General features: G+C 59.7%; 11 protein-coding genes. 7 read left to right on the top strand and 4 right to left on the bottom strand.

Features of this window, described 5'->3' with window-relative positions:
* Positions 1–95: 95 nt before the first annotated feature.
* Genes gyrB through dnaA form a run of 4 tightly spaced genes read right to left on the bottom strand, consistent with a single transcriptional unit; the run spans position 96 to position 6,256 of the window.
* Entirely contained in the window at positions 96–2,516 is a 2,421-nt protein-coding gene (gene gyrB, locus N5J71_RS18865; protein ID WP_003458436.1) for a DNA topoisomerase (ATP-hydrolyzing) subunit B, read from the bottom strand.
* Between the two features lie 4 nt (positions 2,517–2,520).
* Positions 2,521–3,624: a DNA replication/repair protein RecF gene (recF, locus tag N5J71_RS18860; protein WP_279917404.1), complete on the bottom strand. Its 1,104-nt coding sequence runs from the start codon at positions 3,622–3,624 to the stop codon at positions 2,521–2,523.
* Positions 3,624–4,727, bottom strand: coding sequence for a DNA polymerase III subunit beta (gene dnaN, locus N5J71_RS18855; protein WP_003458432.1), 1,104 nt, complete (start codon positions 4,725–4,727; stop codon positions 3,624–3,626). Before dnaN ends, recF begins: the two co-directional genes overlap by 1 nt.
* Before the next feature lie 38 nt (positions 4,728–4,765).
* A complete protein-coding gene (gene dnaA / locus N5J71_RS18850; RefSeq protein WP_074856725.1) occupies positions 4,766–6,256 on the bottom strand; it encodes a chromosomal replication initiator protein DnaA in 1,491 nt (496 codons plus the stop codon).
* A gap of 521 nt (positions 6,257–6,777) precedes the next feature.
* On the opposite strand from dnaA, the gene rpmH reads away from it, so the two are divergent.
* The 7 genes from rpmH to rsmG all read left to right on the top strand — a co-directional run bounded on the left by rpmH (position 6,778) and on the right by rsmG (position 14,114).
* Entirely contained in the window at positions 6,778–6,912 is a 135-nt protein-coding gene (gene rpmH, locus N5J71_RS18845; protein ID WP_002551315.1) for a 50S ribosomal protein L34, read from the top strand.
* A 13-nt stretch (positions 6,913–6,925) separates the two neighbouring features.
* Positions 6,926–7,330, top strand: coding sequence for a ribonuclease P protein component (gene rnpA / locus N5J71_RS18840; protein ID WP_279917403.1), 405 nt, complete (start codon positions 6,926–6,928; stop codon positions 7,328–7,330).
* A complete protein-coding gene (gene yidD / locus N5J71_RS18835; protein WP_147811214.1) occupies positions 7,323–7,568 on the top strand; it encodes a membrane protein insertion efficiency factor YidD in 246 nt (81 codons plus the stop codon). The genes rnpA and yidD overlap by 8 nt, the downstream gene beginning before the upstream one ends.
* A gap of 2 nt (positions 7,569–7,570) precedes the next feature.
* Positions 7,571–9,316 carry a membrane protein insertase YidC gene (gene yidC, locus N5J71_RS18830; RefSeq protein WP_279917402.1) on the top strand — a complete coding sequence of 582 codons (1,746 nt, stop codon included), beginning with the start codon at positions 7,571–7,573 and terminating at the stop codon, positions 9,314–9,316.
* A 177-nt stretch (positions 9,317–9,493) separates the two neighbouring features.
* A complete protein-coding gene (gene mnmE, locus N5J71_RS18825; protein ID WP_257598371.1) occupies positions 9,494–10,861 on the top strand; it encodes a tRNA uridine-5-carboxymethylaminomethyl(34) synthesis GTPase MnmE in 1,368 nt (455 codons plus the stop codon).
* 716 nt (positions 10,862–11,577) lie between these two features.
* The gene (gene mnmG, locus N5J71_RS18820) at positions 11,578–13,470 is read left to right on the top strand and encodes a tRNA uridine-5-carboxymethylaminomethyl(34) synthesis enzyme MnmG (RefSeq protein WP_279917401.1); all 1,893 of its coding nucleotides are present in this window, start codon (positions 11,578–11,580) and stop codon (positions 13,468–13,470) included.
* Positions 13,467–14,114 (top strand): 16S rRNA (guanine(527)-N(7))-methyltransferase RsmG, encoded by a 648-nt coding sequence (rsmG, locus tag N5J71_RS18815; protein ID WP_279917405.1) that lies wholly within the window; start codon positions 13,467–13,469, stop codon positions 14,112–14,114. Before mnmG ends, rsmG begins: the two co-directional genes overlap by 4 nt.
* Positions 14,115–14,120 lie beyond the last annotated feature (6 nt).

The raw sequence follows: 14,120 nt of genomic DNA, 5'->3' as shown, positions 1-14,120 counted from the left end.
AAGAAAAACCCCGGCTCTAGGCCGGGGTAGTGACAGAAATTGTCATGACAATAACTTGCACAAACATGACAATTTATCTGCCCGTCGATAAATGATTAGAAATCCAGGTTAGACACCGCCAGGGCGTTTGACTCGATGAAGTCGCGGCGCGGCTCCACAGCGTCGCCCATCAGGGTGTTGAAGATCTGGTCGGCGGCGATGGCGTCCTCGATGGTCACCTTGAGCATGCGGCGCACTTCCGGGTCCATGGTGGTTTCCCACAATTGATCCGGGTTCATCTCACCGAGACCTTTGTATCGCTGGATGCTGTGACGCTTGGTGCTTTCGGTCATCAGCCAGTCCAGCGCTTCTTTGAAGGTGCTGACCGGTTTCTTGCGCTCGCCACGCTGCACGTAGGCGCCTTCTTCCAGCAGGTTATTCAGCTGTTCGCCCAGGGTAGTGACGGTCTTGTAGTCATTGCTGGCGAAGAAGTCGCGGTTGAAGGTAGTGTAGCTGGTAAGGCCGTGAGATTTGACCTCGACCTCCGGCAGCCACAGGTGACGCTCGCGGTCTTCACGCAGACTGGCACTGTAGGTCTGGCCTGACTTCTCGGTAGTCTTCAGACGTGCAGCGAAGCCTTCCAGCCAGTTTTGCATGAAGGCCTGATCAGCGAGCTGCTCCAGCGGAATGCGCGGCAGATAGACGAAGTGCTCGGTGATGTCCTTGGGATAGACACGCGACAGTCGATCCAGGGTTTTCATGACGCCACGGTATTCGCCCACGAGCTTTTCCAGCGCGCCGCCGGACAGGCCTGGGGCATTCTCGTTGACGTGCAGGCTGGCGTCTTCCAGAGCCGACTGGGTCATGTATTCCTCCATGGCCTCGTCGTCCTTGATGTACTGCTCCTGTTTGCCTTTCTTCACCTTGTACAGCGGCGGCTGGGCGATATAGATGTAGCCGCGCTCGATCAGCTCCGGCAACTGACGGAAGAAGAAGGTCAGCAGCAGGGTGCGGATGTGCGAACCGTCGACGTCAGCATCGGTCATGATGATGATGTTGTGGTAGCGCAGCTTGTCGATGTTGTACTCGTCACGGCCGATACCACAGCCGAGCGCAGTGATCAGCGTGCCGACTTCCTGCGAGGAAATCATGCGGTCGAAACGCGCGCGTTCAACGTTGAGGATCTTGCCCTTGAGCGGCAGGATCGCCTGGGTCTTGCGGTTGCGGCCCTGCTTAGCAGAACCGCCCGCGGAGTCACCCTCCACGATGTAGAGTTCGGACAGCGCCGGGTCTTTCTCCTGGCAGTCGGCCAGTTTGCCGGGCAGCCCGGCGATGTCCAGCGCCCCCTTGCGGCGGGTCATCTCACGCGCCTTACGCGCTGCTTCACGGGCACGTGCTGCATCGATCATCTTGCCGACCACAGCCTTGGCTTCGTTGGGGTTTTCCAGCAGGAAGTCGGCAAAGTACTTGCCCATCTCCTGCTCGACCGCGGTCTTCACCTCGCTGGAGACCAGCTTATCCTTGGTCTGCGAGCTGAATTTCGGGTCCGGCACCTTGACCGAGATAATTGCAGTCAGGCCTTCACGGGCATCGTCACCGGTGGTGGCGACCTTGAACTTCTTCGCCAGACCTTCGGCTTCGATGTAGTTGTTCAGGTGTCGGGTGAGGGCAGAGCGGAAGCCCGCCAGGTGAGTACCACCGTCACGCTGGGGAATGTTGTTGGTGAAGCAGAGGATGTTCTCGTTGAAACTGTCGTTCCACTGCAGGGCGACTTCGACACCAACACCGTCTTCTTCACGCTGCACACTGAAGTGGAATACCTGGTTGACTACGGTCTTGTTGGTGTTCAGGTACTCAACGAAGGCTTTCAGGCCGCCCTCGTACTTGAACAGCTCTTCCTTGCCGGTGCGTTCATCACGCAGCAGAATCCCCACGCCGGAGTTGAGGAAGGACAGTTCGCGCAGACGCTTGGCCAGGATGTCCCAGCTGAAGTGGATGTTGGCGAAGGTTTCTTCGGAGGGCTTGAAGTGGATTTGCGTGCCGGTACCGTCGGTATCCCCGACAGCAGTCAGGGGGGCTTGCGGCACACCATGCACATAGGTCTGTTCCCAGATCTTACCGCTACGGCGGATGGTCAGTACCAGCTCCTTGGAGAGGGCATTGACCACCGACACACCCACACCGTGCAGGCCGCCGGATACCTTGTAGCTGTTGTCGTCGAACTTACCGCCGGCGTGCAGCACGGTCATGATGACCTCGGCCGCCGAGACGCCTTCTTCCTTGTGCATATCGACCGGAATACCACGGCCGTTGTCACGCACGCTGATCGACTCATCCGGGTGGATGGTGATGGTGATTTCGCTGCAATAGCCTGCCAGCGCTTCGTCGATGGAGTTATCGACCACCTCGAACACCATGTGGTGCAGACCACTACCATCGTCAGTGTCACCGATGTACATCCCGGGACGTTTGCGTACGGCGTCTAGTCCTTTCAGCACCTTGATGCTGGAGGAGTCGTACGTTTGGTTCTCGCTCATGCCTTCACTCCCGATGGTCTTGGGTCTGGGTGATACGGCCATGTTCCACGTGGAACATGGCAACCGGCGTATCCGTCTGCCAGCCTTCCCTCAACAATTCATGATCCACACAGGTGATGAACACCTGGCAGCGCAAATCTTCCAGCAACCGGCACAATGCCTGGCGATGCTGCTCATCCAGTTCCGACGGTAGGTCGTCCACCAGATAGATACATTGGCCACGCTTGGCTTCATTGACCAGGTGACCCTGGGCAATACGCAACGCGCAAACCACCAATTTCTGTTGTCCTCGCGACAGAATCTCTGCCGCGTTATGCCCCGCAAGCCGCAGCCGCAAATCAGCCCGCTGGGGGCCTGCCTGCGTATGCCCGAGCTGTTGGTCACGGAACAGGGAAGTGGCGAGCACTTCACTCAGCTCACGATCCTTGTCCCACCCCCGGTAGTAACTCAGGGTCAGCCCGTCCAACTCCAGCAGCTCGGCCAAGGTCTGCTCGAACACCGGTTTCAGCGCCTGAATATAGGCTCTGCGATAGGTGTCGATCTCCACGCTGGCACTGCATAATTCGCGGTCCCACGCGGCCTGCGAAGCACCGTCAAGTGTACCATGGCGCAGCCACGAGTTCCGCTGCCGCAGGGCTTTCTGCAAGCGCTGCCAGGCGCCTAGAAAGCGATGTTCCACGTGGAACACACCCCAATCGAGAAACTGCCGGCGAATCTTCGGTGCACCTTCAAGCAGGCGAAAACTATCGGGGTTGATCACCTGCAGTGGCAGTAGCTCAGCCAGCTGCGCAGCACTGCGAGCGTTCTGCCCATCGATACGAATCTGCAGCTCGCCCTGACGGTCGCGAGAGATGCCCAGATTACTGGAGCCGCCTTCAGCTAACTGCACCTGACCGAAAATGGTACAGGCAGGTTTCTCGTAATGAATGACCGGCTGTAGTCGTGTGCTGCGGAAGGAGCGGGCGAGGCCGAGCAGATGGATCGCCTCGAGCACGCTGGTCTTGCCGCTGCCGTTGGCGCCGTGAAGGATGTTGATGCGGGAGGAGGGGGAGAGGGTCACCGGATGCAGATTGCGTACCCCGGTGACCGTGATACGGCTTAGGGACATTAAAGACGCATCGGCATGACAACGTAGGCAGAATCGTCGTTGTCGGCTTCCTGCAGCAGGGCACTGCTGTTGGAGTCGGAGAGGATCAAGCGCACCTGCTCGGTGCCCATCACGCCCAGCACATCCAGCAGATAACTGACGTTGAAACCGATCTCCAGGCCGCTGCCCGCATAGTCGACAACTATCTCTTCCTCGGCCTCTTCCTGCTCAGGGTTGTTGGCTTGAATCTTCAGCAGACCAGATGCCAGGGTCAGGCGAATGCCACGGTATTTCTCGTTGGACAGAATCGCGGTGCGGCTGAAGGCTTCGCGCAGGCCCTGACGATCCGCCAGCACCAGTTTGTCACCACCACGCGGCAGCACGCGCTCGTAATCCGGGAACTTGCCGTCGACCAGTTTCGAGGTGAAGGTGAACTCGCCGGTGTTGGCACGGATGTGATGCTGACCGAGAACGATGGCGACTTCGGCGTCCTGTTCGGTGAGCAGGCGAGCCAGTTCGAGAATACCTTTGCGCGGCACGATGACCTGATGCTTGCCTTCCTGCTGGATGACCGCTTCCATGGAGCACATGGCCAGACGGTGACCGTCGGTAGCGACCGCTCGCAGCAGACCGCTCTGTACTTCCAGGAGCATGCCGTTGAGGTAGTAGCGCACATCCTGCTGGGCCATGGCGAAGCTGGTGCCTTCGATCAAACGACGCAGCTTGGCTTGCGGCAGATTGAAGGTCAGCGAGCCTGGGCCTTCCTCGACGGTAGGGAAGTCGTTGGCCGGCAGAGTCGACAGGGTGAACCGGCTGCGCCCGGCCTTGACCAGCAACTTCTGCTCGTCGACGCGAATGTCAATCAGCGCGTCGCTCGGCAGGCTCTTGCAGATGTCCATCAGCTTGCGCGCCGGCACGGTGATCTCACCCGGTTCGGCGGCATCTTCGAGTGTGACGCGGCCAACCAGTTCGACCTCGAGGTCGGTACCGGTCAGCGACAGCTGCTGGCCTTCGACCACCAGCAGGACGTTAGACAGAACCGGCAGCGTCTGGCGTCGTTCCACGACACCGGCGACCAGTTGCAGGGGTTTCAACAGGGCTTCGCGTTGAATAGTGAAATGCATGGTCTAGTCCCTTGCCTCGTGGAGCTGCATTGATTTGATCAGGTAGTCAGGGTGCGCAGCAGGTTCTTATAGTCCTCGCGGATGTCCGCGTCGGATCCCCTAAGTTCAGCAATCTTACGGCATGCATGCAACACCGTGGTGTGATCGCGGCCGCCGAAGGCCACACCGATTTCCGGCAGGCTGTGATTGGTCAGTTCCTTCGACAATGCCATAGCCACCTGACGCGGCCGGGCGATCGAGCGCGAACGGCGCTTGGAAAGCAAATCGGTGATCTTGATCTTGTAGTACTCAGCGGTGGTGCGCTGAATATTATCGATGCTGACCAGCTTGTCCTGCAGGGCCAGCAGATCCTTGAGCGATTCGCGGATCAGCTCGATGGTGATGTCGCGGCCCATGAAGTGCGAGTGGGCGATCACACGCTTCAGCGCGCCTTCCAGTTCGCGCACATTGGAGCGAATGCGCTGAGCGATGAAGAACGCCGCATCGTGCGGCAGATCGACCTTGGCCTGGTCGGCCTTCTTCATCAGGATCGCCACGCGGGTTTCCAGTTCCGGTGGCTCGACGGCCACGGTCAGGCCCCAGCCGAAGCGCGATTTCAGTCGCTCTTCCAGGCCTTCGATCTCTTTCGGGTAGCGGTCGCTGGTGAGAATCACCTGCTGACCCCCTTCGAGCAGCGCGTTGAAGGTGTGGAAGAACTCCTCCTGGGAGCGCTCCTTCTTGGCAAAGAACTGGATGTCGTCGATCAGCAGCGCATCGACCGAGCGGTAGAAGCGTTTGAATTCGTTGATGGCGTTGAGCTGCAACGCCTTGACCATATCGGCGACGAAGCGCTCGGAGTGCAGGTACACAACCTTGGCGTTTGGGTTCTTCGCCAGCAGGTGATTACCCACAGCATGCATCAGGTGAGTCTTGCCCAAGCCAACGCCGCCATACAGGAACAGCGGGTTGTAACCGTGCTTAGGGTTGTCCGCTACCTGCCAGGCTGCAGCGCGCGCCAACTGGTTCGACTTACCCTCGACGAAGTTATCGAAGGTAAAGGTGCGGTTGAGATAGCTGGTGTGCTTGAGGCCACCTTCGACCTGTACGGTACGTTCGGTGCGTGGCGCCACCGCGGGGGTCGGCGGTTGTGGCGCGGCTCCGCCCATGGAGTCGAAGCTGGCACGCGACGGCTCCTGCTGTGCAGGCGGCGGCACCGGCTTGCTGACGGATGCGGCGGCCTGAACCTGAGCGGCACGCGCAGCAGCAGGCAAAGGGGCCGTTGGCGCGACACGGGCAGTCGCTGCACGCTTGCTGCCTATTAATAAGGAAAGCGCAGGAACCAGACCGCCAGCGCGCTCACCGAGCAACTCGAGCAAACGGCCCAGGTACTTCTCGTTGACCCAATCGAGTACGAAACGATTCGGCGCATACACGCGCAGCTCGTCGCCTTCGGCTTCGACCTGCAGAGGACGGATCCAGGTGTTGAATTGCTGGGCCGGCAACTCGTCGCGCAAAAGCTCGACGCATTGCTGCCATAGTTCCACTGACACTGACTATCCCCTATCCAGGCGGCGATGCAAAAAACAGCCGCCATTGTACCGGCCAACGACCGAGTTATCCACACAGCAGGGCCTAGATGGCCAAGTAAAATCAAAGCCTTAGTTCCATTCATCGGACTTATCAGTAGCGGCGTAAGCCTTGTGGATAAGCCCCCCATAAGCTTCTGTAAAAGCTTGGGGATGAACGGGCGGATAACCCTGCTGTGGGTAAAAGGGCATTCTATCCTCAGGCTGCATGCAGGGCACGCACAGACGAACCACGCCTTTTGGACAGACTTATCATCCCCGCATGAGCAAGCAGGGCCCTGCAGTCAAAGGGTTGTCCACAGACGCTCGCAGCGCCATTCAAAATAAACATAGAAAAAGAGCTTTAAACCCTTTTCCTTCTTTCTATTTCTATCTGACGAATAAGGTTGGTTGGAAATTGACCTACCGCGCGGCTTTCTCTAGAATTGCCGGTCTCTTAAAACCGGGGTCATACCGACCCTAGTCGATCACCCAGGTAACGCACCATGAAACGCACTTTCCAACCCAGCACCATCAAGCGCGCTCGCACCCACGGTTTCCGTGCCCGTATGGCCACCAAGAACGGCCGCGCCGTCCTGTCGCGTCGTCGCGCCAAGGGCCGCAAGCGTCTTGCTGTCTAATTAATCCAGACAGGTGGTGAGTCGAGGCTTCGGCCGGGAAAAGCGACTGCTGACTCCCCGGCAATTCAAGGCAGTCTTCGACTCCCCAAGCGGTAAAGCTCCGGGCAAAAGTGTCCTGCTGCTAGCGCGCGATAACCAGCTTGATCATCCCCGCCTAGGTTTGGTGATCGGCAAAAAGAGCGTCAAGCTCGCCGTCGAGCGCAACCGCATCAAGCGTCAAATCCGCGAGTCCTTTCGCCTCAATCAGGACAACCTGACAGGCTGGGACATCGTGGTGGTCGCCCGCAAAGGGCTAGGCGATCTGGAGAATAGCGAACTTGCTCAGCAGTTCGGCAAACTCTGGAAACGCTTGGCCCGAAGCCGGCCCAGTCGCGACGCAGACTTATCCTCCGGGACAAGCGACAATCCCCATGCGTAAAGCGGCTCTTGCCTGTATCCAGGTTTATCGCTACGCCATCAGCCCACTGATGGCCAGTCACTGCCGTTTCTACCCCAGCTGCTCCTGCTATGCCTATGAAGCCATCGAGCAACATGGCTTCCTGCGTGGTGGCTGGCTGACAGCGCGCCGTCTTGGTCGTTGTCATCCCTGGAATGCCGGCGGTTACGATCCGGTTCCACCCGTTAAAACATCCCGTTCCCCTTCGATGGCCGAATAATCATGGATATCCAACGTTCGATCCTGATCGTCGCCCTGGCAGTCGTGTCCTACCTCATGGTCCTGCAATGGAACGAGGACTATGGCCAGGCTGCCCTGCCAGCCGAGGTTAGTACCTCGACCGCTGCGACGCCTGCTCTGCCCGACACACCTGCTGCAACCGCCAGCACCGGTAACGACGACATTCCTACTGCCGTGGCCGAGCCAACTGCAGCAGCCGTTGCACCGACTGCCGCTGCCAGCGATGAGCTGATTCGTGTCAAAACCGACGTACTCGATCTGGCCATCGACCCGCGTGGTGGCGATATCGTGCAACTGCGTCTGCCGCAGTACCCGCGTCGCCAGGATCGTCCGGACGTCCCCTTCCAGCTGTTCGACAACGGCAACGAGCGGACTTACCTGGCGCAAAGTGGCCTGATCGGCCAGAACGCACCAGACAGCTCCAGCCGTCGTGCCCTGTGGTCGAGCGAAAAGCAAAGCTATGAAATGGCGGCTGACCAGAACAGCCTGGTGGTCGACCTGACCTACAGCGAAAATGGCATCAGCTACATCAAGCGCTTCAGCTTCAAGCGTGGTCTCAACCCGCAGTGCTCGGCGCGTGAGCAACAGTTGAAGAAGCCTGGCTGCATCGATCCGTCCGCCTATCAGGTTGACGTGCGTTACCTGATCGACAACCAGAGCGAGCAAGCCTGGAGCGGTAACCTGTTCGCCCAGCTCAAGCGCGATAACAGCGGCGACCCGTCCTCGACCACCGCTACCGGCACCGCCACCTACCTCGGCGCGGCACTGTGGACCCCCGACGAGCCGTACAAGAAGGTGTCGATGAAGGACATCGACAAGCAGCCCTTCAAGGAAACCGTACAGGGCGGCTGGGTCGCCTGGCTGCAGCACTACTTCGTCACTGCCTGGGTACCGAGCAAGGACAGCACCAACCTGGTACAGACCCGCAAGGACAGCCAGGGTAACTACATCGTCGGCTTTACCGGCCCGTCCGTGCAGGTCGCAGCCGGCGCGCAGGGCGAAACTGGCGCGATCCTCTATGCCGGTCCCAAGCTGCAGGAGCACCTGGCCACCCTGTCGCCGGGTCTGGAACTGACCGTCGACTACGGCTTCCTGTGGTTCCTGGCGCAGCCGATCTTCTGGCTGCTGGAAGCGATCCACAGCGTGCTCGGCAACTGGGGTTGGTCGATCATTGTCCTGACCATCATCATCAAGCTGATCTTCTTCCCGCTGTCGGCTGCCAGCTACCGCTCCATGGCGCGTATGCGCGCCGTATCGCCGAAACTGCAGGCGCTGAAGGAGCAGTTCGGCGACGACCGCCAGAAGATGTCCCAGGCGATGATGGAGCTGTACAAGAAGGAGAAGATCAACCCGCTGGGCGGCTGCTTACCGATCCTGGTGCAGATGCCGGTATTCCTCGCCCTGTACTGGGTACTGCTGGAATCGGTCGAGATGCGTCAGGCGCCCTGGCTGCTGTGGATCACCGACCTGTCGATCAAGGATCCGTTCTTCATCCTGCCGATCATCATGGGCGCGACCATGTTCATCCAGCAGCAGCTCAACCCGACGCCGCCGGACCCCATGCAGGCCCGCGTGCTGAAGCTGATGCCGATCATCTTCACCTTTTTCTTCCTGTGGTTCCCGGCTGGTCTGGTGCTGTACTGGGTGGTCAACAACATCCTGTCCATCGCCCAGCAGTGGTACATTACGCGCAAGATCGAAGCGGCAGCGAAAACGGCCAACGCCTGATTCGCCAAGGCTGCCAAGCATCAAGCAAACGCCCCATGATTGGGGCGTTTTGCTATCCAAGCATTTATCGTAGGAGCGAGCTCTGCTCGCGAATCGCTGTATCCACAAGTTTCGCGAGCAGAGAATCAGGCTTCCCCCTCGCTCCCATATTCAGCCGTACGCATCGAGTAAACCGCCATGAGCCATGCCCGAGACACCATTGCCGCCGTCGCCACTGCCCAGGGTCGGGGTGGTGTGGGCATCGTGCGGGTATCCGGTCCTCTTGCAGGTCAATTGGCTCAGGCCATTTGCCGACGCGAGTTGAAGCCGCGCTTCGCTCATCACGGGCCGTTCTATGGCGAGAGCGAGCTGACGCTGGATGAAGGTCTGGCCATCTACTTTCCTGGCCCCAACTCCTTCACTGGTGAAGACGTACTGGAACTTCAGGGCCACGGTGGCCCGGTGGTGCTCGATCTGCTGCTGCACCGCTGCATGGCGCTGGGGGCACGCCTGGCGCGACCTGGTGAGTTCAGTGAACGCGCCTTCCTCAATGACAAGCTCGACCTGGCTCAGGCCGAGGCCATCGCCGATCTGATCGAAGCCAGCTCCGAACAGGCCGCACGCAATGCCCTGCGTTCGCTGCAGGGCGAGTTCTCCAAACGCGTGCATGCACTGACCGAGTCTTTGATCCAGCTACGCATATACGTCGAAGCCGCCATTGATTTTCCCGAAGAAGAGATCGACTTTCTCGCCGATGGCCATGTGCTGAGCCAGCTCGACAGCGTGCGTACAGACTTATCCACAGTATTGCGCGAAGCGGGCCAGGGCGCCCTGCTGCGCGACGGTATGACCGTGGTCATAGCCGGCCGACCCAATGCCGGCAAGTCCAGCCTGCTCAATGCCCTGGCTGGGCGTGAAGCCGCTATCGTCACTGATATCGCCGGTACCACCCGCGACGTCTTGCGCGAACATATCCATATCGACGGCATGCCCCTGCACGTGGTCGATACAGCGGGTCTGCGTGATACCGACGATCAGGTCGAGCGCATCGGTGTGGAGCGTGCGCTCAAGGCCATCGGCGAGGCCGATCGCGTACTACTGGTAGTGGACTCCACTGCGCCGGAAGCCGCCGAACCCTTTGCTCTCTGGCCAGAGTTTCTGGAGCAGCGTCCGGATCCAGCACGGGTCACCCTGATCCGCAACAAGGCCGACCTTTCCGGCGAAGCGGTAGCGCTGCAAACCAGCGCCGATGGCCACGTCACCCTCAGCCTGTCAGCCAAGTCCGCCGATGGCCTCGAGCTGCTGCGCGAGCACCTGAAAGCCTGCATGGGTTATCAACAGACTGCAGAAAGCGGCTTCAGCGCTCGGCGGCGCCACCTGGAAGCGCTGCACCAGGCAGAGCAGTACCTCGAGCACGGCCGCAATCAGCTCACCCTGATGGGCGCTGGCGAGCTGCTGGCCGAGGATCTACGCATGGCCCAGCAGGCATTGGGCGAGATCACCGGCGCCTTCAGCAGCGACGACCTGCTGGGGCGGATCTTCTCCAGCTTCTGCATCGGCAAGTGAAACCTTCCTCCATGCTCTTGCCAACAGGGCTCTTGTAGGAGCGGATTTATCCGCGAAAGCGCATGCGTGCCCGCCATCAATCTTTCCCCTCCTTGTCATTCCCGGGTTTTCACCCGGGTTAAGAACCCTTGCGCGTCGTCTTGATTCGCGGCGGGGCATCCACTCCTTCACACATCTGACTGGACTTACGCGCCGGGCAGATTTCCCCACAAACGAGCTTGCTGGATCACCAATGAATGGGCTGCTGTTGCGCATCTACTGAGTTATTCAGGCCCAAATAAACCCTGTGGAAAACCGCCCCTGAACCCTGCCCATAACCCTCTGACAAAGCTGGGCGTAACCACCCCTGTGGATAACTGGCACTTCCATCCACAGTGGTTCAGCAGCTTTCTCAGTGGAAGCGAGCAGGATCGACACAGGCTTATCATTCGCTATACACCTCTAAAAGCAAGGGTTACAGATGGTTATCCACAGAAAGGGCTTGCTCTATACATAAACATAAAGAACAAGCTTTATAAAAATTCTCTCTTTCTATTCTTTATAAGCCTGAGCGTATTTCTCACGGGTCAGAGGGTGATCAGTTAAGCAGGTCGATGGGAAAGTCCAGCGCTATCCGGTTGGCTATTTTTTGTGCAGAAGGCTTCATTCAGCAGCCTTAAGTCCCTATACTTGCCGCCTTTCTTTCAGACCCCTTCTCAACAGGCACGAGGTGCGTGGTGGATTTCCCTTCCCGTTTTGACGTGATCGTGATCGGTGGCGGTCATGCCGGTACCGAAGCAGCCCTGGCTGCAGCACGCATGGGCGTGAAGACCCTGCTGCTCACCCACAATGTCGAGACCCTCGGCCAGATGAGCTGCAACCCGGCCATCGGTGGGATCGGCAAGAGCCACCTGGTCAAGGAAATCGATGCACTTGGTGGTGCCATGGCCACGGCTACCGACAAGGGTGGCATCCAGTTCCGTATCCTCAACAGCCGCAAGGGCCCAGCCGTTCGCGCCACACGTGCGCAGGCCGACCGCGTGCTGTACAAGGCTGCGGTACGCGAAATTCTGGAAAACCAGGCCAACCTGTGGATTTTTCAACAGGCTGCTGATGACCTGATTGTGGAAAACGCTCAGGTCAAGGGCGTGGTCACCCAGATGGGCCTCAGGTTCCACGCGGATTCCGTGGTTTTGACCACAGGCACTTTCCTCGGCGGACTTATCCACATTGGTCTGCAGAACTACTCCGGCGGCCGTGCCGGTGATCCGCCCTCCATCGCTCTGGCGCATCGCCTGCGTGAGTTGCCACTGCGCGTCGGTCGCCTGAAGACCGGCACGCCGCCACGCATCGACGGTCGTTCCGTGGATTTCTCGGTGATGACCGAGCAACCGGGTGATACACCCACGCCGCTGATGTCCTTCCTCGGCAAGCGTGAGCATCAGCCCAAGCAGATCAGTTGCTGGATCACCCATACCAACGCGCGTACTCACGAGATCATCGCCGCCAACCTCGACCGCTCGCCGATGTACTCCGGGGTGATCGAAGGTGTTGGCCCGCGCTACTGCCCGTCGATCGAGGACAAGATCCATCGCTTCGCCGACAAGGACAGCCACCAGGTGTTCATCGAGCCGGAAGGCCTGACCACCCATGAGCTATATCCCAATGGCATCTCCACCTCGCTGCCGTTCGACGTGCAGCTGGGGATCGTGCGCAGCATCCGTGGCATGGAGAACGCGCATATCGTGCGTCCGGGCTACGCCATCGAATACGACTACTTCGACCCGCGCGATCTCAAGTACAGCCTGGAAACCAAGGTCATCGCCGGCCTGTTCTTCGCTGGGCAGATCAATGGCACCACCGGCTACGAAGAAGCCGGTGCCCAAGGCCTGCTGGCCGGCTGCAATGCGGCGTTGCGCGCGCTGGGCAAGGAGGCCTGGTGCCCGCGTCGTGACGAAGCCTACATCGGCGTACTGGTCGACGACCTGATCACCCTGGGCACCCAGGAGCCGTACCGCATGTTCACCTCACGTGCCGAATACCGGCTGATCCTGCGCGAGGACAACGCCGACCTGCGCCTGACCGCTAAGGGGCGCGAACTGGGCCTGATCGATGACGAGCGCTGGGCAGCTTTCGAAGCCAAGCGCGAAGGCATCGTGCAGGAAGAGCAGCGCCTGAAGAACACCTGGGTGCGCCCGGGCACGCCGCAGGGCGATGCCATTGCAGCACGCTTCGGCACGCCGCTGGCCCACGAATACAACCTGCTCAACCTGCTAGCTCGCCCGGAGATCGACTACGCCACGCTGATCGAACTGACCGACGCGCCGGTTGTGGATAACCAGGTGGCCGAGCAAGTCGAGATCAAGACCAAGTACGCCGGCTACATCGACCGCCAGCAGGACGAGATCGCCAAACTGCGGGCCAGCGAAGACACCAAGCTGCCGGAAGACCTGGACTACAGCAGCATTTCCGGGTTGTCCAAGGAAATCCAGTTCAAGCTCGGCAATACCCGCCCGGCCACGCTTGGCCAGGCTTCACGGATCCCCGGGGTCACCCCGGCGGCGATTTCCCTGCTGCTGATTCATCTGAAAAAACGTAGCGCCGGACAGAAGCTGGAGCAGAGCGCCTGATGTCGGTCACTCAGCGTCACGCCGAAGAACTGCTGCAGGGTGCCCGCGAACTGGGTATCGAGCTCAGCGCGTTGCAACAGGAACAACTGCTCGCCTACCTGGGCCTGCTGATCAAGTGGAACAAGACCTACAACCTGACCGCGGTGCGCGATCCCAACGAGATGGTCTCGCGCCATCTGCTCGACAGCCTGTCGGTAGTCCCCTTCGTGGCCGAGCTTGGGGATAACTGGCTTGACGTCGGCAGCGGCGGCGGCATGCCCGGTGTACCGCTGGCGATCATGTTCCCCGAGCGCCGCTTCACGCTGCTCGACTCCAACGGCAAGAAGACTCGTTTTCTGGTGCAGGTGAAGCTGGAGCTGAAACTCGCCAACCTCGAGGTTGTCCACAACCGGGTCGAAGCGTATCGACCGGAGCAGCCTTTCGACGGCATCAGCTCGCGGGCTTTCAGCAGCCTGGAAGATTTCAGCAACTGGACGCGCCACCTCGGCAACGCCGACACGCACTGGCTTGCGATGAAGGGCGTGCACCCGGATGACGAGCTGCAGGCGCTGCCGACGGACTTCCGTCTCAGTGCCACGCACGTGTTGCGGGTTCCCGGTTGCCAAGGCCAACGCCATCTGTTGATACTGCGTCGCTCGGTCTAAGGGGAA

Origin of the sequence: Ectopseudomonas oleovorans (assembly GCF_029845265.1) — a bacterium.
GTDB lineage: Bacteria > Pseudomonadota > Gammaproteobacteria > Pseudomonadales > Pseudomonadaceae > Aquipseudomonas > Aquipseudomonas oleovorans.
This window is presented reverse-complemented; position numbering and strand designations above follow the sequence as displayed.

Excerpts from the sequence above, each read along its gene's own strand:
- gyrB (WP_003458436.1), bottom strand. The coding sequence starts at position 2,516 with ATGAGCGAGAACCAAACGTACGACTCCTCCAGCATCAAGGTGCTGAAA.
- recF (WP_279917404.1), bottom strand. The coding sequence starts at position 3,624 with ATGTCCCTAAGCCGTATCACGGTCACCGGGGTACGCAATCTGCATCCG.
- dnaN (WP_003458432.1), bottom strand. The coding sequence starts at position 4,727 with ATGCATTTCACTATTCAACGCGAAGCCCTGTTGAAACCCCTGCAACTG.
- rpmH (WP_002551315.1), top strand. The coding sequence starts at position 6,778 with ATGAAACGCACTTTCCAACCCAGCACCATCAAGCGCGCTCGCACCCAC.
- yidD (WP_147811214.1), top strand. The coding sequence starts at position 7,323 with ATGCGTAAAGCGGCTCTTGCCTGTATCCAGGTTTATCGCTACGCCATC.
- yidC (WP_279917402.1), top strand. The coding sequence starts at position 7,571 with ATGGATATCCAACGTTCGATCCTGATCGTCGCCCTGGCAGTCGTGTCC.
- mnmE (WP_257598371.1), top strand. The coding sequence starts at position 9,494 with ATGAGCCATGCCCGAGACACCATTGCCGCCGTCGCCACTGCCCAGGGT.